The sequence below is a fragment of the Alcaligenes sp. GCM10023179 genome (assembly GCF_042653705.1).
GTDB classification, from domain to species: domain Bacteria; phylum Pseudomonadota; class Gammaproteobacteria; order Burkholderiales; family Burkholderiaceae_B; genus Alcaligenes; species Alcaligenes phenolicus.
This window is the reverse complement of sequence record NZ_JBHSIQ010000002.1, coordinates 971,353-994,620: the sequence shown is the minus strand read 5'-3', so window position 1 is coordinate 994,620 and position 23,268 is coordinate 971,353. Positions and strand designations below refer to the sequence as shown.

20 protein-coding genes are annotated in these 23,268 nt (G+C 57.1%); 8 read left to right on the top strand and 12 right to left on the bottom strand.

The genetic code is table 11. The features are described 5' to 3' along the window. Window positions 1-7: 7 nt before the first annotated feature. The 8 genes from nrdD to ACFPDR_RS13880 all read right to left on the bottom strand — a co-directional run bounded on the left by nrdD (window position 8) and on the right by ACFPDR_RS13880 (window position 8,037). On the bottom strand, window positions 8-190 hold the full coding sequence (nrdD, locus tag ACFPDR_RS13915; protein WP_009458520.1) for an anaerobic ribonucleoside-triphosphate reductase: 183 nt from the start codon (window positions 188-190) through the stop codon (window positions 8-10). Window positions 191-365: 175 nt separating this feature from the next. After that, window positions 366-2,222 (bottom strand): ribonucleoside triphosphate reductase, encoded by a 1,857-nt coding sequence (locus ACFPDR_RS13910; protein WP_376911263.1) that lies wholly within the window; start codon window positions 2,220-2,222, stop codon window positions 366-368. Between the two features lie 507 nt (window positions 2,223-2,729). Next, window positions 2,730-3,188, bottom strand: coding sequence for an HIT family protein (locus ACFPDR_RS13905; RefSeq protein WP_257112861.1), 459 nt, complete (start codon window positions 3,186-3,188; stop codon window positions 2,730-2,732). Continuing rightward, complete coding sequence (gene trpC / locus ACFPDR_RS13900) at window positions 3,185-3,985, bottom strand: indole-3-glycerol phosphate synthase TrpC (RefSeq protein ID WP_009458523.1); 801 nt, start codon at window positions 3,983-3,985, stop codon at window positions 3,185-3,187. Before trpC ends, ACFPDR_RS13905 begins: the two co-directional genes overlap by 4 nt. Then, a complete protein-coding gene (trpD, locus tag ACFPDR_RS13895; RefSeq protein ID WP_035268496.1) occupies window positions 3,982-5,016 on the bottom strand; it encodes an anthranilate phosphoribosyltransferase in 1,035 nt (344 codons plus the stop codon). Before trpD ends, trpC begins: the two co-directional genes overlap by 4 nt. Window positions 5,017-5,019: 3 nt before the next feature. Then, on the bottom strand, window positions 5,020-5,583 hold the full coding sequence (locus ACFPDR_RS13890; RefSeq protein ID WP_376911262.1) for an anthranilate synthase component II: 564 nt from the start codon (window positions 5,581-5,583) through the stop codon (window positions 5,020-5,022). A 37-nt stretch (window positions 5,584-5,620) separates the two neighbouring features. After that, a complete protein-coding gene (gene trpE, locus ACFPDR_RS13885) occupies window positions 5,621-7,141 on the bottom strand; it encodes an anthranilate synthase component I (RefSeq protein ID WP_009458527.1) in 1,521 nt (506 codons plus the stop codon). Window positions 7,142-7,356: 215 nt separating this feature from the next. Continuing rightward, window positions 7,357-8,037 (bottom strand): phosphoglycolate phosphatase, encoded by a 681-nt coding sequence (locus tag ACFPDR_RS13880; RefSeq protein WP_021447082.1) that lies wholly within the window; start codon window positions 8,035-8,037, stop codon window positions 7,357-7,359. A 211-nt stretch (window positions 8,038-8,248) separates the two neighbouring features. Here ACFPDR_RS13880 and ACFPDR_RS13875 point away from each other — a divergent pair, with 211 nt between their 5' ends. Then, window positions 8,249-10,051 (top strand): GGDEF domain-containing protein, encoded by a 1,803-nt coding sequence (locus ACFPDR_RS13875; protein WP_035268491.1) that lies wholly within the window; start codon window positions 8,249-8,251, stop codon window positions 10,049-10,051. A gap of 26 nt (window positions 10,052-10,077) precedes the next feature. Here the strand turns inward: ACFPDR_RS13875 and rpe are convergent, their stop codons facing one another. Beyond that, the gene (gene rpe, locus ACFPDR_RS13870; protein ID WP_254002571.1) at window positions 10,078-10,773 is read right to left on the bottom strand and encodes a ribulose-phosphate 3-epimerase; all 696 of its coding nucleotides are present in this window, start codon (window positions 10,771-10,773) and stop codon (window positions 10,078-10,080) included. A 117-nt stretch (window positions 10,774-10,890) separates the two neighbouring features. Between rpe and apaG the strand changes: the two genes are divergently transcribed. The 7 genes from apaG (at window position 10,891) to ACFPDR_RS13835 (ending at window position 19,864) form a co-directional block, all read left to right on the top strand. Continuing rightward, entirely contained in the window at window positions 10,891-11,265 is a 375-nt protein-coding gene (apaG, locus tag ACFPDR_RS13865; RefSeq protein ID WP_021447080.1) for a Co2+/Mg2+ efflux protein ApaG, read from the top strand. 15 nt (window positions 11,266-11,280) lie between these two features. After that, window positions 11,281-12,576, top strand: coding sequence for a murein transglycosylase A (locus ACFPDR_RS13860; RefSeq protein WP_376911260.1), 1,296 nt, complete (start codon window positions 11,281-11,283; stop codon window positions 12,574-12,576). After that, window positions 12,573-13,766 carry an FAD-dependent monooxygenase gene (locus tag ACFPDR_RS13855; RefSeq protein WP_257112863.1) on the top strand — a complete coding sequence of 398 codons (1,194 nt, stop codon included), beginning with the start codon at window positions 12,573-12,575 and terminating at the stop codon, window positions 13,764-13,766. The genes ACFPDR_RS13860 and ACFPDR_RS13855 overlap by 4 nt, the downstream gene beginning before the upstream one ends. Window positions 13,767-13,805: 39 nt before the next feature. Next, complete coding sequence (locus ACFPDR_RS13850; RefSeq protein WP_035268481.1) at window positions 13,806-14,537, top strand: DsbC family protein; 732 nt, start codon at window positions 13,806-13,808, stop codon at window positions 14,535-14,537. A 311-nt stretch (window positions 14,538-14,848) separates the two neighbouring features. Continuing rightward, window positions 14,849-16,465 carry an EAL domain-containing protein gene (locus ACFPDR_RS13845; RefSeq protein WP_376911259.1) on the top strand — a complete coding sequence of 539 codons (1,617 nt, stop codon included), beginning with the start codon at window positions 14,849-14,851 and terminating at the stop codon, window positions 16,463-16,465. Window positions 16,466-16,644: 179 nt separating this feature from the next. After that, window positions 16,645-18,177 carry a methyl-accepting chemotaxis protein gene (locus ACFPDR_RS13840; RefSeq protein ID WP_226349740.1) on the top strand — a complete coding sequence of 511 codons (1,533 nt, stop codon included), beginning with the start codon at window positions 16,645-16,647 and terminating at the stop codon, window positions 18,175-18,177. Window positions 18,178-18,286: 109 nt separating this feature from the next. Then, entirely contained in the window at window positions 18,287-19,864 is a 1,578-nt protein-coding gene (locus ACFPDR_RS13835; protein WP_035268476.1) for an alpha/beta hydrolase-fold protein, read from the top strand. Between the two features lie 684 nt (window positions 19,865-20,548). Here ACFPDR_RS13835 and ACFPDR_RS13830 read toward each other — a convergent pair. From ACFPDR_RS13830 to ACFPDR_RS13820, 3 genes are read right to left on the bottom strand one after another with little or no spacing between them, the layout of a single operon-like run. Beyond that, the gene (locus tag ACFPDR_RS13830; RefSeq protein ID WP_035268474.1) at window positions 20,549-21,331 is read right to left on the bottom strand and encodes a 2,3-dihydro-2,3-dihydroxybenzoate dehydrogenase; all 783 of its coding nucleotides are present in this window, start codon (window positions 21,329-21,331) and stop codon (window positions 20,549-20,551) included. Between the two features lie 13 nt (window positions 21,332-21,344). After that, window positions 21,345-21,983, bottom strand: coding sequence for an isochorismatase family protein (locus ACFPDR_RS13825; RefSeq protein ID WP_203145190.1), 639 nt, complete (start codon window positions 21,981-21,983; stop codon window positions 21,345-21,347). 14 nt (window positions 21,984-21,997) lie between these two features. Further along, window positions 21,998-23,203, bottom strand: coding sequence for an isochorismate synthase (locus ACFPDR_RS13820; protein WP_060186110.1), 1,206 nt, complete (start codon window positions 23,201-23,203; stop codon window positions 21,998-22,000). Window positions 23,204-23,268: the final 65 nt, after the last annotated feature.

The window sequence follows — 23,268 nt, the reverse complement described above, 5'->3', positions numbered from 1 at the left end:
GGGCTGTTTATAGGGTGGGGACGGCATTGCTTGCGCAGGCGCTGGCTTCGGTGAAGTAGCGTCGCTCATGAAACTCACCTTGCTTGCCAATATTGAAAGACGACATGGGACGGTGATAGCCCATGACGCGTGTCCAGATTTCGCAAGGCTGGCGTTCGGAATCTTGAAGAGTGATGGTGTCGGTATTCATGAATAACTCCTTGGAAAAAAGGGCCGTCACGCTATGCGGATGTGACTAGCCTGGGTGTGTGCCAAGAGGCTGGTTGTAGATAAAGGCTGAGGACAACTAAAAGCCTGGTTTTAGTTGAGCCAAGTGGATTGGGTTTAGCCTGTCTTGGTAAAAAGTTGACTTGAAGAGATCGGCTTTAATGGACTGATGTCGGTGTCGGTGTCGGTGTCGGTGTCGGTGTCGGTGTCGGTGTCGGTGTCGGTGTCGGTGTCGACGACGGCGTTGACGTGTCCGCAATAACTTCGTTTTGAACGTCAGCCTCGGCCCGAGCTTGAGCTATCTTGTTGGCCAGCAATTCGCTGTCGCAATGCGGGCAAAACTCATGTTTTCCAGACAGATAGCCGTGCTTGGGGCAGATAGAAAATGTGGGCGTAACGGTGATGTAAGGCAAGGAAAAATGGTTCAAGGCTCGTTGCACCAGATTGCGGCAGGCATCAGTGCTGGACAGTGCTTCGGTCATATAGAGGTGCAGCACGGTGCCGCCGGTGTATTTGCCTTGCAGCTCGTCTTGTCGCTCCAATGCCTCGAAGGGGTCTTCAGTAAAGCCCACCGGCAGTTGTGAGGAATTGGTGTAGTAGGGCATTTGCTCGGTCCCTGCTTGCAGAATGTCGGGCCAGCGGGCGCGATCTTCTTTGGCAAAGCGGTAAGTGGTGCCCTCGGCAGGGGTGGCTTCCAGGTTGTACAGGTGGCCGGTACTTTCCTGAAACTCCACCATGCGCTCCCGAATATGGTCCAGCAAACGCAGGGCAAAGCGGTGCCCCCACGGCGTGCAAAGATTTTGCTTGTCCTGGGTAAAGTTGCGGATCATCTCGTTAATGCCGTTAACTCCCAGTGTGGAGAAGTGATTGCGCAAGGTGCCCAGATAGCGGCGTGTGTAGGGAAACAGCCCTTGGTCCATATGCTGCTGGATCACCGTGCGCTTGATTTCCAGGCTGTCGCGGCCCATTTCCAGCAGTTCATCCAAACGGGCAAACAGTCCGGCTTCATCGCCTTGATACAGATAACCCAGGCGGGCGCAGTTCAGGGTGACCACCCCCAGGGAGCCAGTTTGTTCGGCAGAGCCAAACAAGCCATTACCGCGTTTGAGCAGCTCGCGCAGATCCAGCTGCAGGCGGCAGCACATGGAGCGGATCATATTGGGTTCCAGCTCGGAGTTAATGAAGTTCTGGAAGTAGGGCAGGCCATATTTGGCCGTCATGGCAAACAGGCGCTCGGCATTCGGGCTGTGCCAGTCAAAATCCCGGGTGATGTTGTAGGTGGGGATCGGAAAGGTGAAGGCACGGCCACGGGCATCGCCCTCGCTCATGACTTCGATATAGGCCTGGTTGATCATGTCCATTTCGGTCTGCAGATCCCCGTAGCAAAACGGCATTTCTTCGCCACCGATTTGCGGAACTTGCTCGCGCAGGTCGTCGGGGCACACCCAGTCAAAGGTCAGATTGGTAAAGGGCGTCTGCGTCCCCCAGCGCGAGGGTACGTTGAGGTTGTAGATCAGTTCCTGCATGCATTGGCGCACCTGCTTGTAGCTCAGGCCGTCCTTGCGGATGAAGGGTGCCATATAGGTATCAAAGGAGCTGAAGGCCTGGGCACCGGCCCATTCGTTCTGCAGGGTGCCTAGGAAATTGACGACCTGACCGACCGCACTGCTTAGATGACGGGGTGGGCCGGATTCGATTTTTCCGGGTACGCCATTGAGCCCTTCGTTCAGGAAAGTGCGCAAGGACCAGCCGGCGCAGTAGCCAGAGAGCATGTCCAGATCGTGGATGTGCAGGTCGGCCTGACGGTGTGCCTGGCCGATCGCTTCGGGGTAAACGTGGCTGAGCCAGTAGTTGGCAATCATCTTGCCCGAGCTGTTCAGAATCAGACCGCCCAGCGAATAGCCTTGGTTGGCATTGGCTTGCACGCGCCAGTCTTGGCGGTCCAGATATTCAGTAATGGAACGGATGATGTCCAGCTGAGCAGCTGGGCGCGATGCAGTTTCCTGGGTAGCCATATTTTTCACCAAAACCTATATGTAGTCATTTTTAGGATTCACGACACTATATATGGTGGTTTTTGAAGGGGCTAGGCGATTGTCGTCCAGGCTTGATCTAGGTTAATTTTGTGCTCGAAGTGACTGGGTCAAGGGTTTTGTCGGAAAGAAGTCGTTGGGCACTCCTTAGCCTGATCGTTCGTAGGTGGAGATTTATGAAGTCGAGGTGGTCGTGCTGCCAGGTATAAAGAGTTGGCTATGGCCATGCTATGCAAGCAAGCAAGCAAGCAAGCAAGCAAGCAAGCAAGCAAGCAAGCAAGCAAGCAAGCTGTTTATGTGGGTTGCGTGCAAGTAGCACAACAGCAGCTTGGCTCCTGCCGGTGGAGTCGCACTGTAGCGGGCTCCACGGATAAGCGGTGTACTTGTCTGTTACAGTGCGCCGTCTCTTTTCCGAGAGGCAAAAAAATACCCGCTGACTTTTTACAGGCCAGCGGGTATTTCTTGAATAGCAGGACTTGAATAGCGGGTTTAGTGCGTGAATCGTGCTTCTAGCGCAGTACGCAGTGCCTGCTGATAATCGCTGACTTGTTCAAGCAGGCGTTCCTCGTGGGAAGCCCAGCTTTGTTTCTGCTCTTCTGTGCGTGTGGGGGCGGGCGACCAGGCTGAATCCGGAAAGAAAGGGTCGTCCTTCCAGCGAGGGATGATGTGCCAATGCAGATGCGGCACCTGATTTCCGAATTGAGCCAGATTGATCTTGGCGACTCCCAGTTGTTCACGCTGAGTCTGCTCAACCACATATACGGCTGCCATGATGTGCTGCCGTTGTTCTTCAGACAGGTCTGTCATTTCAGCCACATGATCTTGCCAGATTACCCGTGTATAGCCGGGAAACGGGCTGTCCGTGACGGCCAGTACCTGCAGCCCTGCACCCGACCATAGCAATTGATCGGGTTTCAAGGCACACAGGGGGCAAGCGTGGGTGCTCATGCAGGCTGACCGAAGAACAGGTTCTGCAAGGCAACGCCTGGATCAGGTTCACGCATGAAGGCCTCACCGACCAGGAAGGCTTGCACCTGGTTCTCGCGCATCAGGGCCACATCTTCAATGGTGTGAATACCGCTTTCGGTGACAACGCGTTTTTCGCTGGGGATAAAAGGCAGCAGGTCCAGCGTGTTCTGGGTGCTGGTTTCAAAGGTGCGCAGATTGCGGTTATTGATGCCCAGCAGGCTGGTCTTCATTTGCAAGGCAATATCCAGCTCAGCGCGGTCATGTACTTCAACCAGTACGTCCATGCCCAGTTCGTGGGCCATTTCTTCGTACTCCATCAGCTGATCCTTCTCCAGCGCGGCGACGATCAGCAAGATGCAGTCGGCACCCATGGCTCGGGCATGGATGATCTGATAGGGGTCAATAATGAAGTCTTTGCGCAGTACGGGCAGTGCGCATACGGCACGGGCCTGGCGCAGGTGGTCGTAGGAACCCTGGAAATACTGGATATCGGTCAGGACCGACAGGCAGGCCGCGCCGTGGGCGGCGTAGCTGGAGGCAATCTCAGTCGGGTTGAAGTCGGCACGGATCACACCCTTGGACGGGGAGGCCTTTTTGACTTCAGCAATAATGGCAGGCTTGCCTTGAGCAATCTTGTCTTCAATGGCGCTGGCAAAGCCGCGCAGGTCGTTCCGGTTCTTCGCTTCGCGCAGCAGATCGGACTCGCTGCGCAGTTGGCGGGCGGTGACGACTTCAGCTCTTTTGGTGTCGAGGATCTTGGCCAGAATGTCGTTCATGGATTTAACTTCCTTGTATAAGCGCGGAATTGTTCGAGTTTTTCGCGTGCGGCACCGTTGGCAATGGCCTCAAAAGCCATGCGCAGGCCTTGTTCAATGGAGTCGGCGTGGTTGGCAGCATAGATGGCCAAACCAGCATTGAGGCCCACGATATCACGAGCCGTACCCTCTTGGTTATTGAGGGCTTCCATAATCATCACGGCAGATTCTTCCTTGCTGGAGACGCGAATGCTGCGGTTGGAGGTCATGGCCATGCCAAAGTCTTCGGGGTGAATTTCGTATTCCCGCACCTGACCGTCTTTCAGTTCGCCCACCAGGGTGGCCGCACCCAGAGAGGCTTCATCCATACCGTCCTTGCCGTGCACGATCAGCACGTGTTTGGCCCCCAGGCGTTGCATTACGCGCACCTGAATCCCCACCAGGTCCGGGTGGAAGACGCCCATCAATTGGTTGGTTGCTCCGGCCGGGTTGGTCAGTGGGCCCAGAATATTGAAAATAGTGCGAACGCCCAGCTCTTTGCGGACAGCAGCCACATTTTTCATGGCGCCGTGGTGAGCGGGGGCGAACATGAAACCAATATTGGTTTCGGCAATGCTTTGCGCCACTTGCTCGGGCGAGAAGGTCAGGTTCACGCCCAGGGCTTCCAGCACGTCCGCACTACCGGACGAGGAAGAGGCACTGCGGTTGCCGTGCTTGGCTACTTTCACTCCTACGGAGGCGGCCACAAACATGGAGGCGGTGGAGATATTGAAGGTATTGGAGCCGTCGCCACCTGTACCGCACATATCCAGCAGTTCGTCCGGATTGGGCGTAATGACGGGGGTGGCAAATTCGCGCATCACCTGGGCGGCGGCAGAAATTTCACCCACGCTTTCTTTTTTCACGCGCAAGCCCATCAGCAAGGCAGCCGCGATCTGAGGCGACATTTCGCCGCGCATCAGCATGCGCATCAGATGCAGCATTTCGTCGTGGAAGATTTCCCGGTGTTCGATACAGCGCACCAGTGCTTCGGTAGGAGTGATGGTGTTCATGATTTAAAGGTCCAGAAAGTTCTTCAGTAAGGCGTGGCCATGCTCGCTTAGCACCGACTCGGGGTGAAACTGCACGCCATAAATAGGCAATTCGCGGTGACGGACACCCATGATCTCGCCGTCTTCGGTTTGCGCGGTTACCTCCAGACAGTCGGGCAGGCTGTCGCGCTCGATGGCCAGGGAGTGATAACGGGTGACGTTAAAGGGCGAGGGCAAGTTGCTGAATACGTCCGTGCCCTGGTGAGTAATAGGGGAGACTTTCCCATGCATGATTTGCTGCGCACGGATAATGCGCGCACCAAAAGCATGCCCGATCGCCTGATGACCCAGGCAGACGCCCAGAATCGGTAGCTTGCCGACAAAGTGCTGGATCAGTGCAACCGACAGGCCCGCATCCGCAGGGGACTTGGGGCCGGGCGAGACGCACAGATGGCTGGGATTCAAGGCTTCAATTTCTTCAAGTGTGACTTGATCGTTGCGTCGTACCACTACTTCCTGACCCAGTTCTCCAAAGTACTGGACCAGGTTGTAGGTAAACGAGTCATAGTTATCGAGCATGAACAGCATGGGAATACTCCGGCAAAAAAGGATGGCAGTGGGGCGATTAAATAGGCTCGTCCAGACCGAATTGCACTTGTTCGGCAGCGCGGATTACGGCGCGTGCCTTGGCTTCGGTCTCTTGCCATTCTTTTTCGGGATCGGAGTCGGCCACGACACCGGCGGCGGCCTGCACATAAAGCATGCCGTCCTTGATGACGCCGGTGCGTATGGCAATAGCCAGATCCATTTCGCCCGAGTAGCTCAGGTAGCCAGCGGCACCACCGTAAACGCCACGGCGCACGGGCTCCAGTTCATCAATGACTTCCATGGCGCGTACCTTGGGGGCGCCGGTCAGGGTGCCCGCGGGGAAGGAGGCGCGCAGCACGTCCATCTGGCTCATGCCGTCTTGCAGTTCACCGCAGACGTTGGAGACCAGGTGCTGAACATGCGAGTAGCGTTCGATCGCCATGGTGTCCGTGACTTGTACCGAGCCGGTTTTGGCGATACGGCCAATATCGTTGCGGGCCAGGTCGATCAGCATCAGGTGTTCGGCGCGTTCTTTAGGGTCGGACTTCAGTTCGGCGGCCAGTGCGGCATCGGCTTCAGGCGTGGCACCGCGTTTGCGGGTCCCGGCCAGTGGGCGAATGGTGACGCGCTCCATGTTGCGGCCATCCTGGCGGTGCTCTTCCTGACGCACCAGGATTTCTGGTGATGCACCCACGACCTGGAAGTCGTCGAAGTTCCAGAAGTACATGTAAGGCGATGGGTTCAGCGAACGCAGGGCGCGGTACAAGGACAGGGGCGAGTCGCGGAAAGGCTTGGTGATGACCTGGCCGATCTGTACTTGCATCAGGTCACCGGCTGCAATGTATTCCTTGGCGCGGGCCACGGCCTTCAGGTAATCCTCTTTGTCGAAGTCGCGCTCGCATTCGGTTTGCATGCTGGCGTAGGCGTAAGGGATCACGACGGGTGAACGCAGCTTTTCGCGCAGATCCTTCAGACGACGCTTGGCCAGTACGTAGGCTTCGGGCTGGGCGGGATCGGCGTAGACCAGCAGGTAAGTGCGGCCAGCCAGATTATCCACAATCACCAGCTCGTCTACTTGTAGCAGCATGATGTCCGGCACGCCTTCTTCCTGGTCGGAAGGGAAGGGTTTGCGGTTCATGCCCAGGGACGGTTCGATGTGACGCACCGTGTCGTAGCCGAAGTAACCGGCCAGACCACCCGCAAAGCGGGGCATGCCAGGACGCAGGGCTACTTTGAAACGGGCCTGGAATTGCTCGATGAATTCCAGCGGATCGCCTTCGGCTGTTTCGACAATCTTGCCATCGTGCAGCACTTGGGTATGACGGCCGTAGCTGCGGATCACGGTACGGGCAGGCAGGCCAATAAAGGAGTAGCGACCGAACTGCTCGCCGCCCACAACCGATTCCATCAGGCAGCTGTAACGTCCGCCTTCGGGGCCGTTGTGCGCCAGTTTCAGATAAATCGACAGGGGCGTATCCAGGTCGGCATAGGTTTCCGCAATCAGGGGAATGCGGTTAAAGCCTTCTGCTGCTAGGGCATTGAATTCTATTTCTGTCATTGGGATCTCGAGGGTCAGTGGGTACGACGAGCCGGACAGAAACAAAAAAAGCCCGGTCGTTGTGATTACCGGGCTTATTTTCCTGGAGGCGGTCCGCTGTGTACTACTTTGCAGGGACGCCAGACTTCAAGGTTATATCTACCCGATACACGAACGCCACCAGCGCCAATAAGCGCCGTAGATTGTGGATGCGTGAGTGCGAGTAGACATGAATTTTATGACGTAAATATGGTGTTGCGTTTATTGCGCAGCCAGGTGGCCGCGTCGGCAATAGAGGCAACTATACCATCGGAATCCAGGCTTTGCACATCCTTGCCTTCGTTATAGCCGTAAGGAACCAACAGTACGGGGATGTTCGCCGCACGCGCTGCCTGGGCGTCATTCATGGAATCCCCAATGACCAAGGCCTGTTCGGGAGCCAGTTTCATTTGCTCGCAGGCGTAGACAAAAGGCATGGGGTCGGGCTTTTTGCGCGGGCAGGTATCACCGCCCACCACCAGTTCGAAGTACGGGCCCAAACCTGTTTGTTCTAGCAAGGGGCGGGCAAATTGTTCGGGCTTGTTGGTGACCACAGCCAGACGCAATCCCTGGCTTTTAAAGTCATCCAATCCTTCTAGTACACCCGGATACAGGCGGCTGTGTTGGCCATTACATAATTGGTAATGGTAATAAAATGATTCCAATGCCGGGGTGTAGTCGGCAGGAGGTTCAGGTAGATCGGTCAGAGCGCGTCGCACCAGGTTTTCCGAGCCTTTACCCACGAAAGTGGCGATGCGCTCCTCTGGGAGCGGGGGTAAACCCAGGTCGATACGCATGGCATTACATGCCGAGGCCAGATCGGGAATGGTATCGAGCAGGGTTCCATCCAAATCAAACAGCACAGAGAAAATATTCATCTTTTTGTAGCGGACTTGTGACAAAATATTGTCAAATTCCTGTTAAGGTCGAGCAGAAAAAAGTTTTCGGAACGTCGGGTTTTCATTTCGTTTGATTCATCATGTTAAAGCTCCTTACTGCACGCGGGCTTATCAATTTAGTGAGCAAACCGTATTTTGGTACAAGATTGGCTTTCGATAGTCCGTTCAGAAAGGCCCTAGGAGCGGAAGTATGATGCTCGATACATTTCATCAGATTCTCGTAGAAAAACAAGTTACGCCGGTCTTTCAGCCCATTGTGGATTTGCAGTCCGGCTTGATTCTGGGTTACGAGGGTTTGATTCGAGGGCCAAAGGACAGCAGTTTTTATTCGCCCTTGGCCTTGTTTGACGCCGCCCGGCAATGTGGCCGCTTATGGGATCTGGAAGAGCTGTGTTGCCATACCTTGGTCAGCAGTTTCAAGCAGCAGGGTTTGGCGGGCAAACTGTTTTTGAACTCCAGCCCGGATGTGGTGATGCGCATGTTGCCTTCGGCCCGCATCGAACCGCGTACCGGTATGCCACAGCTGGATGGCATTGACTGGAGCCGGGTGGTGGTCGAATTGACCGAGTCCGAGCGTACTGACAGCTACGACTATCTGAATCAGGCTATTGAGCTTTATCGAAAAGAAGGCCTGCAGTTTGCCATTGATGATCTGGGTGAAGGCTATGCCTCGCTGCGTTTGTGGTCCGAATTGCGGCCCGAGTACGTCAAGATCGACAAATACTTTGTGCGCGATATTGATACCGATGTGCTCAAGCAGCAATTGGTACGCTCCATTTGCGATATTGCCAGCCATGCTCAATCCGTTGTGATTGCTGAAGGGATTGAAACCGGCGCGGAACTACGCACCTTGCGGTACTTGGGCGTGGCCTGTGGGCAGGGCTATTTGCTATGTCGCCCTCAACCTAACCCCCCGCCTCAGTTGGAGCCCGCTCAAGCCGCGCTGTTTGGACCTTCCACTGTGCGCACTCAGCGTCAAGTGCAAGGCCGTGATTCCATGAGCGTGCGGCGTTTACTGCGTGCCGCGCCTGCGGTGCCTGATAATACACCCACGAATCGTGTGTATGAGCTGTTTCAAAGCCATCCAGATCTTAGTGCCGTGGCTCTGGTGCGAGGGGATCGACCGACGGGTATTTTGCGTCGTAGCCAGCTTTATGATCAGCTTGCCCGGCCTTATCACCGCGAACTGTACGGCAACAAGCCGTGCTCCCTGTTTATTGAAACCCCACCGCTGATTGTTGACTGCGATACCAGCTTGCTGGAGCTGGGCACCTTGATGACGCAGGGAGCGGGGGATGCCTTGAGTGATGGTTTCATCATTACCGGGGCGGGTGAGTATCTGGGCCTGGGCTCCAGTGTGGAGCTGATGCGTGAAATTACGCAGATTCAGATCATGACGGCGCGTTATGCCAATCCACTGACGCAATTGCCGGGTAATGTGCCGATTGATGAGCATATTGATGGTTTGCTGCGTAATCGGCAGAACTTCGCTGTGTGCTATGCGGATCTGGACCACTTCAAACCCTACAACGATTTGTACGGCTATCGCAAAGGCGATGAGCTGTTACGCTCCATGGCCGAGCTCTTCACCCGTTACGCGGTGGCTCGCATGGACTTTGTAGGCCATGTGGGGGGGGACGATTTTATTTTGGTGTTTACCAGCCCGGACTGGGCCGAGCGCTGCCAAAGCATTCTGGACGAGCTGGAAAAAGAGCTGGAGTCCTTGTATAGACTGGAGCATCGGCAAGCAGGCGGCTATTTGGCTGAAAACCGTCAAGGCGTGCTGGTGTTTCACCCGTTGGTGAGCCTGTCTTTAGGTGTGGTCACAGTCGAGGAGCCCGAATTGTATTCGGGCTCTTTAATTGCGGAGCTGGCCAGTTCTGCCAAGGCACAGGCCAAGCGGGTGCAGGGCAATGCCTTGTTTGTGGAGCGCCGCCGCCCCGACAGTGCGGTTCGGCAGGGCAGTTATAGCCGCAATACGATGCTGCAGTAGCGGGAACAGCAAACCGAACGCAGGATTTAGGCCTGCTCTGCCAGAGCGATTTGCGCGCGCATGTCGCGGATGACCTGAGCGTAGTCGGGCTGACCAAAAATAGCCGAACCGGCCACAAAGGTGTCAGCACCGGCTGCACGGATGGCGCCGATATTGTCCACCTTCACGCCACCGTCGATTTGCAGCAGGATGGGCTGACCACCTTCTGCAGTCCACGCATCAATGCGGGCGCGGGCTTGGCGCAGCTTGTCCATGGCGCTGGGGATAAAGGTCTGGCCACCAAAGCCGGGGTTAACGGACATCAGCAGGACCAGATCCAGCTTGTCCATCAGGTGATCCATCCAGTTCAGCGGGGTGGCCGGGTTGAATACCAGGCCGGCCTTACAGCCGTGGTCACGGATCAGCGACAGGGTGCGATCCACGTGGCGCGAGGCTTCGGGGTGAAAACTGATGTAATCGGCACCGGCTTTGGCAAATTCGGGTATCAGCGCGTCCACGGGCTCCACCATCAGGTGTACGTCGATGGGGGCAGTGGTGTGCGGGCGCAGCGCAGCACAGACCATGGGGCCGAAAGTCAGGTTCGGTACAAAGTGGTTGTCCATGATGTCGCAGTGAACCCAGTCGGCACCGGCGGCGATAACATTGCGGACTTCTTCACCCAGGCGGGCGAAGTCGGCCGATAAAATACTGGGAGCGATACGTGTGGAGCTGGCTTGGGACATAATAGGTGCCGTAAAGATTAGACATCACGAAAATCGTGGCCATATGTCATCATTATAGTTTCAAGCGGGGGGCTGTGCAGCGCCCCGTATTTGTACAGCCGTAACCTGGAATCCATCATGAAGCCTGACGATATTGAGGTGCAGATCACGCCCCAGTACCTGCCTGAGCAATCCGAGCCCGATAGCAATCAATATGTTTTTGCCTATACCGTACGGATTACCAACAATGGACAGCAGACGGCCCAGATTATCAGTCGTCACTGGATCATTACGGACGACAATCAGCAGGTTCAGGAAGTGCGTGGCCTGGGCGTTGTAGGACAACAGCCGGTGCTGGCTCCAGGTGAGACCTTTGAATACACCAGTGGTTGCCCCCTGAACACGCCGTTTGGCACCATGCGCGGCAGCTATCAATGTGTTGGTGAAAATGGTGTGCCCTTTGAGGTCGCCATTCAGGAGTTCATCCTTTCCTCTCCCCGTACCTTGCACTAAGGGCCAAACCCAGCCATGAAGATAATTTATTGCGTGCCAGCCGTACTGTTGGCATTAAGTGCCTGTTCCACCATTCCTGGGGATCAGGGTTCTTCGTCAACGGCTCCGGGTACAGCAGAAGGCGGTCCTGATATCGCTCTGCAACCGTTGCGCGTGCCGTCCTTGTCGGCACTGCCGGACACCCCGGCGCGTGCGTTGGCAGGGCGTTATCAAGCCGTGAACTGGTCCGCCTTGCCGGGCTGGCAGGCTGATTCGCTGGACCATGTCTGGAAAGGTTTCATCAATAACTGCAAGGGCCTGATGCGCCCTGTCAGCGGTTCGCTGGCCATGCCCGCACGTGCCAATCCCCGTGCCTGGCAGCCCGTTTGTCAGGCTGCGGCTTCTGCCGGTCTGAGCGCTGACACCAAAGATACGGCCGCTGTACGTGATTTTCTGCAGCAACAGTTGCAGCCCTGGCGTTTGCTGACCGGCGACGGCAAGGTGGCTCAAAATACGGTCACGGGCTATTACGAGCCTTTGCTCAAGGCCTCGCGTACCCGTAGTTCCAGCTATCAATGGCCGCTTTTCGCTGCGCCGGATGATTTGCTGACGATTGACCTGGGTAGCTTGTACCCCGAGCTGGCTGGCAAGCGTATTCGCGGCAAGCAAGTGGGCAAACGCATTGTGCCCTACGACACACGCGAGCAGATCGTGTCCAAGCAGGATCGCCAGCCACCCGTGATCGTGTATGCGGAAGATCCGGTAGAAGGCTTTTTTCTGCAGATCCAAGGCTCGGGTCGTGCGGTCCTGCCCGATGGCAGCGCCGTGCGTCTGGCCTATGCCGACCATAACGGTCGCCCTTATGCCTCGGTAGGCCAATGGCTGGCCAAGCAGGGCGAGATGCCTTTGGCGCAGACTTCCATGCAAAACATCAAGGCCTGGGCCAAGCGCAATCCGCATCGCGTTCAGGAAATGATGAATGTAAATACCGCTATGGTGTTCTTCCGCGAAGAGGCCATTGTGGATCCGGAGCTGGGCCCTAAAGGTGCCTATGGCATTCCCTTGATTGGTCTGCGTTCCGTGGCTATTGACCCCACTTACGTGCCTTTGGGTACGCCTGTGTACTTGGCTACCTCGCAGCCTGCTTCTAACCAGCCTTTGCAGCGACTGGTTTTTGCTCAGGACACGGGCGCGGCGATTAAAGGTGCCGCACGTACCGACTTGTACTGGGGCACGGGCGATCAGGCAGGTGCGCAGGCAGGGCGCATGAAGCAGCAAGGTCAAATGTGGCTGTTGTGGCCACGTCAGGCAGGAGCACCGAGCGCACGATGAGCAAAGAACGAATTGTGGTGTGTGGCGGGGCCTTGGCCGGTATGGCCAGCGCTCTGGGTTTACGCAAGGCCGGGTTTGATGTCAGCATCTTGTCCCCCGCTTACAAGCCTATGGAACTGGCGGCGGGGCAGTATCACCCCCGTGTCTACGCCGTCTCGGTCGCCAGCCAGCGTTTTCTGACGCAGTTGGGTGCTTGGAACTTGATGTCGGCCCAGCGCATTTCGCCAGTGCAGGCCATGGAAGTACATGGTGATGGCGGCGGTTGCCTGAATCTGCATGCTTGGCAGGACGCGCAGGATTATCTGGCCTGGATCGTTGAGTCCGGACAGATGGAGCAGGCGCTGTATCAGGCCTTGCAAGTGTTTGGTGTGCCCTGGATTGAAGACCGTTTCGAGCGTCTGGAAGGCAATACCATCATCACCGCCGGACAGAAGCGCGTCAGCGCCGATTTGTTTGTGGGGGCAGATGGTGCCCGTTCCGGCCTGCGGTCTGCTGCTGGCATTGAGCATCATGGTCGTGAGTATGGGGACGCCGGTTTGGTGGCCCACTTCAACGTAGAGCGCCCGCACCAGCAAGTCGCCTTGCAGTGGTTTACTGGCGATTCGATTCTGGCCTTGTTGCCTATGCCGGATGTGGATGGCAAACCGCAAGTCTCCATGGTCTGGTCCGTGCCGCAAGCGCAGGCCGACAAGGTGTTGGCCATGCCCTCAGAGGAGCAGGCGCAGTATCTGCAAAACAGCTTGTTCTCTTTATCCAATGGCCGTTTGGGGCAGTTAAGCTTGCGTAGCCCGGTACACGGTTTCCCGTTGACCTTTGAGCGTAGCGGCCTGGTGTCGCCCGGTGTGGCCTTGGTGGGTGATGCGGCGCATCGCGTCCATCCTTTGGCTGGCCAGGGTTTGAATCTGGGTCTGGGCGATATCGAAGCCCTGATCAAGGTCTTGTCCGAGCGTGGCCCGCATTATTCGGTCGGTGATATGCGTGTACTCAATCGCTACAAGCGCGCTCGCGCTGAACCGATTGCGGCCATGCGGGCAGCCACCGATGGCTTGTATCGTCTGTTTGCGGCACCGGGAGCACCGGCTTCCATGCTGCGCAATGCCGGTATGCAAGTGGTGGACCGCCTGCCCTGGGTGAAACGCCGCCTGATCGCGCATGCTGCCGGCGTCAGCCCCGGCGCGCTCTTGTTCTAAGGCCGCTAGGGTCTTGTCGATTAGCAAAGGAAGTACGTCATGATGTTGCACCTTCGTTCTGTATTGGCTCTGGCGCTTTTGTCGCTGTGCAGCCTGGCTCAGGCCGCCAGCCCCGCCAAAGTAGACACACGTTTCGAGACTACCCGCCAGGCCTTTGAAGCCGCTTTCCCAGGCGTGACGGTCGATGGTATTCGCGCCACACCATTTCCCAATTTGCTGGAAGTGGAAGTGGGCGGCACCTTGCTCTACACCGACCCGCAGGCCAGCTTTGTGATGCAGGGTTCTTTGCTGGATAGCAAAACTCGTGTTGATCTGACCGAGCAGCGCATGCAGGAACTCAATCGTGTGTCGCTGAATGATTTGCCGCTGGATAAGGCCATCAAGCTGGTAAAAGGCGACGGTAGCCGTCAAATGGTGGTTTTTGAAGATCCCAATTGCGGCTATTGCAAACGTCTGCATACAACTTTGCAGGAGATCGACAATGTTACGGTTTATAGCCTGATGTTTCCCATCCTGGGACCGGACAGCCGCCGCAAAGCCGAGGACATCTGGTGCGCCCAAAACCCCGCTAAAACCTTGAGTGATTGGATGGGGGGCGGAGCGCGACCCGAGAAAGCCTCGTGTGAGCATCCATTGGATCAGTTATTGGCAGTAGGACAAAAACTGCGTGTTCAAGGCACCCCGGCCATTTACTTTGCTGATGGCAGCCGCGCTGATGGCTGGCTGCCTGCTGCTCAGTTGCAGTCTCGCCTGGACGCTGCCGCCCAGTAAGTATTCTGGCTGGTCTTGAGCTAGAACAACCCGCTTTCGAGCGGGTTTTTTATGTCCCATCGTTATGGAAACTATAATTATTTGTGGGGCATGATTTTAAAAGAGCAGCGATTAGAAAATAATCCCGAGATGGTTCAGGCGGTAAGGCGGACGTTATTTTGAAGACAAAAAATTTCAAACGCCACATTTGACCATTCTTTACTTTGTGCTCCGTATTCTAGAAGTGATAATTCTAACTATTGATAAAAATAGTATTGTCGGCCCTCGCCGGGACCGTCGTGGGACTGACAATAATTAAATAGTAGGCGCTTATGGAACATGCACGCTGCGTGTTGATTGTTTTGGAAGAAGGCGAAGGCTTGCACTACTGGCTGGAGCAACTGCGGGTTTTCGGTACCAAGACAAGCGTTGTCAGATCCCTGGAGAAGGTAGCCGAGGCGCGTCTGAGCCAGGCCGATCTGTTGCTGTTTCCTGTTGAGACGGGCTACGTGCCTTTGATGGTGGCCAAATTGCGCAATGACTTTGGCTCGCTGGGTATTGTGGCCGTTCAGTCCGGCCTGTCTGCCAGTGCTCGTGTGCAGTTGCTGCTGACGGGTGCTGATGCGTGTCTGGCTATGGATGTGCAAGTTCCCGAGCTGATGGCCTGGTGCCATGCCGTGCGCCGCCGTAATGTTTATGCCGCTGTGGGTGCCGCCCAGGCGATGGAAGAGGTTCAGGATCAGAGTGGCCAGCAGGAATGGATCTTGCGCGATAAAGGCTGGACTCTGGTGGCTCCCAATGGGGTGGGACTGGAACTGACGCATAGCGAACGTCAATTGATGGACGCATTCATCCGCCATGCGGATGCCCGTTTCAGCCGTGAAGACCTGATGCGCGACAAAGGCCTGGCTGCCAGTGACAGCCGTGCAGTGGATTCCCTGATCAGCCGTTTGCGCCGCAAGGCCAGTCAGGCAGGGGTGGCCTTGCCGATCAAGTCGGTGCACGGCTGGGGCTACACCTTTACGGGCAAGTTGATCGCCCAGCAAGAGCCGCAAGATACTGAAATCATGGAGTTTTACGCCCAGCGCGACGAGCAGGAAGCGTCCCAGCCCACGCCGCTGGAACTCTTGCGTGCGCTGGAAACTCTGGATGTGCTTGATCCCCAGGCCAGCGAAGCGCTGTCTTTCTCTTATCAGTTGCGCGTGGCGACCAGTACGGGCCAATACAGTGGTGTGGACGCCCAGGTGTTCTGGACCTCGCCCACAGGCTTGCGTCTGTCATCGGATCTGGTGCTGCGCCATATGCCTGACGCCATTCACCGTCAGGCTTTGTGCGAATGGATGCTGCGTACTCTGATGGCTGACGTGCGTCGCTGGTGGCAGGAGTATTCGCTGCGTGCCAGCCATATTGGCCTGAAGTTGCCCATCGATATGCTGCTGCCTATCTATAAGCGCATGCCCAGCATGTTGCGTCAGTTCGAGCTGCAGCCTTGCTGTGTGGAACTGGACTTGTTCAGCGACGAGGAATTGGAAGAAACACCAGAACTGATCCAGGCTTTGCAGTTTCTGAAAGAACAGGACATTCAGGTCTGGCTGACCAGCCCCGATATTGAGAACAACAAGCTCAACCGTTTGCGTGGCTGGCCAATTAGCGGCGTCAAACTGGAAGCCGAGGTTATTCAACGCGCCTGCCGTGAATCGACGTTCAAGGCATTGCTGGAAACCGCGTGCCATTTACTGACCGAGCAGGGCTTTGAGCTGGTTATCAAAGGCGTCGATAACCTGGAACAGCGCGATCTTGCCTTGAATCTGGAGCTGGGTCATTACCAGGGGCGTCTGACCTCGGAATTGATGTCTGAAGATGGCTTCTTGCTGACTCTGGCCAGCAGCGAACCCTCTTTTGGCCAAGGCCACGAAGCTTCCCGACGCTTGAGCGGTAGTGTTTTGTAAGCCGCCTTAGCATCCAATTATCTCGATATGTAACTTTAATTAAGTATTTCAAGCCCGAGGCCGTTACCCAGCTTGTTCGATGGGGCCTCCATGCAGGCCGACCGTGGTGACACGGTCGGTTTTTGCGTACCTGGGACCTGTCTTTTCAGCGTTGCTCGGGGAATATGATGCGTTTGGGCTTGAAACAGAAGTTGTGGTTGCCATTGATCTTGTGCTTGATGGCGTTGGTGGCGGTTTTTGCGTTTGTGAACTATCAGCTCTATCAGGCACAGATGGAGGAGCGAAAAAGTAGTTTGCAGCACATCGTCAATATTGCAGCAAACATTACGCAGGACTATCAGCAACTGGTCAGCAAAGGCGTTCTGAGCAAGGAAGAGGCACAAAAGCAGGCGCTGCAACGCATCGCTAGTATCCGTTTTGGGCAGGAAGGTTATGTGTCGGTGTTATCGACCGATGTGGTGTCCATCATGAATCCCAGCCGACCGGAGCTGGACGGCCAGGACGTCAGTGCCGTGGTCGACAGCAACGGCGTGCACCCTTTTGCCGAGATGAGCCGCATCGGCCGCAATGGTGGCGAAGGTTTTCTGGAGTATCACTGGCCCAAACTTAGCGACAAGAGCAATGCCCCCAAACTGGCCTTTGGCAAAGGGGTGACGCAGTGGGATTGGGTGCTGACCTCGGGCGTATATATCGACAATATTCAGGCGCGCTTCCTGAGCAATCTGCTCAGCTCGTCAATCGTGTTCGTTCTGATCGTGCTGCTGGTATCAGCGGTTACTGTGTTTCTGGCGCGCCAGATCTTTGCCGAGCTGGGGGCTGAGCCCAAAATTTTGCATGAAGCGGCCCAAGCCATTGCCAATGGCGATTTGCGTGTGACTCATTCCCTACGCTCGATTCCGGACAATAGCGTGATGGCCTCCATCGAGCAGATGCGCCTGAAGCTGAACGAGGTCATGCGCACGCTGCAACACAGCAGTGGTGTGATTGCGGACGATACCTCGCAACTGTCTGTGGGCAATCTGGAGCTGTCCAGTCGCACGACTCAGCAGGCTGCGGCCTTGCAGGAAACAGCATCGGCCATGGAAGAGATGACGGGTACCGTTCGCATGAGCGAAGAAAACGCCATGCGTGCCGAGGAAGTCTCCAGCCAGGTGCAGAAAACTGCCCAGCATGGTGGTCAGATGGTCAGTGAACTGGTGGACCGCATGGGCGCGATTCGCGATACCAGTGGCAAGGTGGCGGACATCACCACGGTGATTAACTCGATTGCCTTCCAGACCAATATTCTGGCCTTGAACGCGGCTGTGGAAGCGGCGCGAGCCGGTGAGCAAGGTCGAGGCTTTGCGGTGGTGGCGGGTGAGGTACGTGCTCTGGCGCAGCGCACGACGGCGTCAGCCCAGGAGATTGCTCAATTGGTGGAAGCGTCCTCCAATAGCACCCGCGAAGGCGTGCAATTGATGGGGCAGGTCGGTGAGGTTATTGATGAGATGGTCACCGGCAGCTCGCAAGTGATGACGATTGTGCACGAGATTGCGGCTTCTACTCGCGAGCAAACCATTGGTATCGAGCAAATCAACGTGGCGGTGGGGCAGTTGGATTCGGCCACTCAGCAAAACGCGGAAATGGTGAACCAGGTGGCGCACACCTCCAGCGAGTTGCAGGAGCAGGTGCAAGAGCTGGATCGTTTGATTCAGGCTTTCCGTCTGGGGTGATAAATGGCGCCGCCTCGCGCCAGCCAAGGGGTGCGCTGATTATTTTTGATCGTATACTGCTTCTTGGTACTGGGCTTGTCCTGCGGCAAACCGGCATTTAGGAGGATGTATGTTGCGCGCACCTGTTGTTGCTGTATTGATGGTGGGAATGGTTGGGTCGGCTTGGGCGGCTACGCTGCCTTCGGCTCAAGGTGAGGTTCAGGCGCACGAACATCATGAACGAATACTGAGCTTGCAGCAAAATGAGCTGGTGCAAGGCAGTTGGCAGCACAGTGGTGATGTAGCGCTGGAATTGTTCGGCCCGGATGGCAAGGCGATTCGTCATTGGGCAGATGCACCGGAACGGGGTGGCCCTTTTGGCTTTATTGCCAGCACGGCGGGCGAGTATCGTTTGCGTGTGCAAGGGCAGGGCGAGTATCAGTGGCAGGTTAAATCGGTTACGGCTCCCCAGGCGCCGGCTCAGGCCGAGCCTTTGCAAGGCGATGTGATCCGTCAGTGGAGCATGCGCTTGCGCGCGGGCGAGCCGTCTCGCGGTTTCTGGGACTATGTGCAGCGTGTAGGTTCGCCTTTGGTGGAGCGCTACAGCACTACGCATGATCGCGTCACGTTTGTCTGGCGCGGTGCTCAGAACGAGGTGCGTCTGCATGGCGGGCCTTTCTCGTATACCGATCGCATGCATCGTTTGGGTGAGTCGGATATCTGGTACATCACCTACGATTTGCCGCGTGATGCCCGCTTTGCCTATCGCATGGCGCCGGATGTGCCTTATGTGGGCCAGAACCTGGCGCGCGAAGTGCTGCGGGCGGCGTTGCAGCGCGATCCTCATAATGCCAAGGCTTTGCCGGAAAACAGCAAGGATCTGTTTGATGGTGAGTCGGTCTTGCGTTTGACGCAGGCACCTGCCGAGGTGGTGAGCCTGGAGCCGCAGCAGTTGGGGCAGGGGCAATGGCGTACGGAGCGCTTGCCCAGCGAGGCTTTGGGTGTGGAACGGCAGGTGCAGATTTATCAGCCTGCGGGCACTCGGGCTCAGGAAATTGATCACACCTTGATTTTGTTCGATGGTCGGGACTATCGGGATTTGGCGCGCGCGCCGGCCATGCTGGATACTTTGATTGCGCAGGGGCGCGTGGAGCCTATGTGGCTGGTCCTGGTGGACAATCCGGGCATGGCGGAACGGGCTCGTGAGTTGCCGCCTAATGAGGCTTATATCAAGTTTCTGGATAAGGAATTGATGCCTTGGCTCAAGGCCCAAGGGGTGCAGTCGACAGCGGACAAGACGGCGATTGGCGGCTCCAGCTACGGTGGTTTGGCTGCCATGAATGCCGCCTGGCGTTTGCCGCAGCTGTTTGGCAACGTCTTGAGCATGTCGGGGTCGTTCTGGTGGGCTCCGACGGGTGATGCTCGTGGGCAGTGGCTGACGCGGCAGATGGCGGACTCAGAAGCTGTGCCAGTGAAGATTTATATGAGCGCCGGGGTGTTTGAGTCTTCAGGCTCCAGCCGGGATGTCAGCCTGGTGCAGGCTAATCGTCATCTGGATGATGTGCTGCGGGCGCGGGGGTATGACGTGCGTTACGTGGAAAGTGCGACGGCACATGATTTTGTGGCGTGGCGGGATGCTTTGGCCTTGGGTTTGGAGCATTTGTTCGGGATTGAGCAGGTTGAGGCTCCGGTCGAGAACAAGAAGTAGCTGGACTTAAGTTGTGAGGGACGGGCTATAGGCGGGCTCAGGAGGCTGGACCGGGGGGCTGTTCGGATCGGGGCAGGCTCAGGCGGGGCTGAGCGCTTGCTGGTGCTGCGCACCAGTGCCCTTGGCATAAGATTGCTACGGGCGGGGCCTGAACTCGCCGGGTACTTGGTCCCCCGGACCAAGTACAAACGTCCGGCTCAAACAGCAGGCCCCTTGCATCCCTACGCAATCTGATGCCCGCGGCAAGCACTCTGATCCGCCCCGCCTGAGCCTGCCCCGACCCGAACAGCATGGTGGCAGTGCTCTTGAGTGGGCCTGCTTTCAACGGTTGTTGGCGGGGGCGGTTGGCACGCTGGAGCTGCTCGATCCAGTTCACAGACTCGACGGAATCAAGAGGTAGCTGATAGGAGGCTACCTGCACTGAGCAGGTCTAATCTGATGCTGACCTGACCTGACCTGACCTGACCTGACCTGATTCGATCCGATTTGACCTGACTGAGTCTGTCTTCATTGAGCCGCATTTACGATGTTTCGGTTCGTTCGTATTCTTCCTTGACTTGGCAATAGGTGGTCAGTCCTTATCGGCACTGTCACTAGTAGGGATGTTCGTATGCTTTTGTCCGGCCTCGTTCCGATGGGCAATAAAAAAGGGCGGAGATTCCGCCCTTTTTTGCGTCTGGCTGTTTAGCCTTGGTCCAGTGTGGCACCGCCGTCTACTCGCAGGTCGGACAGGGTGATGTGGCTGGCGCGGTCCGAGAGCAGGAACAGGACGGCTTCAGCGATTTCTTCGGGGGTGGCGATTTTTTGCAGGGGGATGCCCAGACGGTAGTTTTCGCCGGAACCCGCGATGACGGTTTCGCGCGAGCTGCCTTGTGCCCACATGGCTTGTTGCATGGGGGTGTCGGTGGAGCCGGGGGAGATGATGTTCACCCGGATGCCGTGGGGGGCCAGTTCCAGGCCCAGGCAGCGGCTCAGTTGGGTGACGGCGGCTTTGGAGGCGGCGTAGGCTCCCATGGCGATGCGTGGTGTGGCGGCGGAGTTGGAGCTGACGTTGACGATCGCGCCTTGCTTGCGCTCGATCATGCCTTTGGCCACGTTGCGGCAGACGTTGAAGACGCCGGTGGTGTTGATGGCAAAGGTGCGATCCCATTGTTCGTTGCTCAGCTCAGTGATGCGGCCCATTTGCAGGACGCCCGCGACACAGGCCAAACGATGAATAGGACCCAGTTTTTCCTGCCCTTGGGCCAGCGCTGCATCGACGGCATCGGCTTGGCTGATGTCGACCAGGTGGCAGGACACCCGATCACTGTATTCGGATTGACTCAGTTGGGTCAGTCCTTCTACGTCCAGGTCCAGGGCGATGACGCTGGCGCCTCGTTCCAGCAGTAGTTGGGTGACGGCAGCGCCAATGCCACGGGCCGCGCCCGTGACGGCTATGCATTCACCTGCAAATTCTTGTGTGCTCATGTGTGCTTCCTGTTTAGCTTTGCAGGCTGTCCTGGATTTCGGCGCAGGTCAGGCTGACGCCGCAGCGTTGCGAGACGTGGCGGATCGCCATGTGGTGTTCTTCCAGCGAGAAGTCGGCAACGCCGTCGATGGCCAGGAAGGGCTGCACGTCTTGCATGAAGGCTTCCAGGGCGGTGGTCATGCAGCCGATGTGGGCGTAAACGCCGGTGATGATCAGTTGATCGCGGCCCAGATTGCGCAGTTGCTCACGCAGGTCGGAGCGCTGGAAGGCGCTGTAGCGCCACTTGGTCAGCATGATGTCGTTTTCGGCCGGTGTCAGCTCGGGAACCACGGCTTGTTGCTCATGAAATTCGCTGGCGGTCAGGCCGGGGCCCCAGAAGTCGTTCAGCAAGGCCCGGTCTTTCTCGGGTTGTTCGGTAGGCTGGGCGGTGTAGAACACGGGTATTCCCAGCTTGTGGCAAACCTCGCGCAGGGCGGCAATGCGTTCGATCAACATGGGGATAGGAGCCTGGCTCATATCGTATTTCTGCAGAAAGTAGGTCTGCATATCGTGAATGAGCAGGGCGGCACGATTGGCCTGTGGGCGCCAATTGACGCGGTTGGCTACGGGGGTTTGAGGCAGCTCGTAGCTGGGCAAGGCGTGAATGGTCATGAATCGTGTCTCCCTTAGATGGTTATGTTCTGGGCCAGACCCAATGAGTTGATCAGGGTCATGAGTTTATTGCCGGTTTCCTGACGTTCCAGGGCAGGGACGGAGCCGTCCACAATGCCGGCGCCAGCCGATAAGGTCAGCCCTTGCTGGGTGTAATGGCCGCAACGAATGGCGACTGCCCATTCGCCGTTGCCTTCGTGGTCGTTCCAGCCTATGGCGCCTGCAAAGTAGCCGCGATCAAAGACTTCAGTGGCTTCGATGGCCTGCATGGCGGGCTGGGTAGGCAGGCCGCAAACGGCCGGTGTGGGGTGCATGGCCAGTGCCAGTTCCAAAGAGGTGACGGACGGGTCACGCAAACGGCCGCTGATACGGGTGGACAGGTGCCACAGGTTGGCGGTGCTGGTCAGGCTGGGGCCATCAGGCACGTCCAGGGAGTCGCAGAACTGGGACAGGATACGCACCACGTCTTCAATGACGTAGGCGTGCTCGCGCAGGTCTTTGCTGGAGGCCATCAAGCTGTCGGCGCTGGCCTGGTCGCGCTGGGGGTCGGCAAAGCGGGGGGCGGTGCCTGCCAGCGGGTTGACGGTAACCAGATCGCCCTGGCGACGCACCAGCAACTCGGGGCTAGCCCCAAAAAACAGATCCGGGTCTTGAGCCTTGCCGCCCGGCAAGGGCAGGGCGTAGGTGTAACCGGCAGGATTGCTGTGGAGCATATTGCTCAACACAGTCTGACGGTCCAGGGCTTCGTTCAGGGTGATGGTGACAGTGCGGGCCATCACGGTTTTGGCAATGTTCTGTTCGCGCATCGTTGCCAGGATGCGGCTGACGCTGTCTTCGTAGCCTTCGCCATCAGGCAGCAGGCTTTGGCTGGCAATGCTGTTGCTGGATTTGGCCAACGGCGGGCGCTGTACCGGGCGCAGCAGGACGGGATCGCGCTGATATTCTTTGGGAACGCGCAGGTAAGCCTGGCGAGTCGGGTTAAAGGGGATCACTCCCATCAACAGGGGGGCGTCCAGACCTTGCTGAGCGGCTTGCGCCAGCAAGGCTTGGGCATCAGAGAGCAGTTGCCCTTGGGCATTGTTGGTATGCCGCTCCAGTGCCGTGCCGTGTGCCATCAAACTGACGGTGGGAGAGGCAAATACGCTGCTGTCGGCCTGGTAATGGCCTAACCATTCTTCAATGGTGGCATGGCGGACTTGGTCGGCTATACGGCTATTCATAGGAGTCCTTTTTGGGGCAAGGGTTTTGCCTTGGCGCCCCTTTTCATGGAAGGGGCGCATCGGGC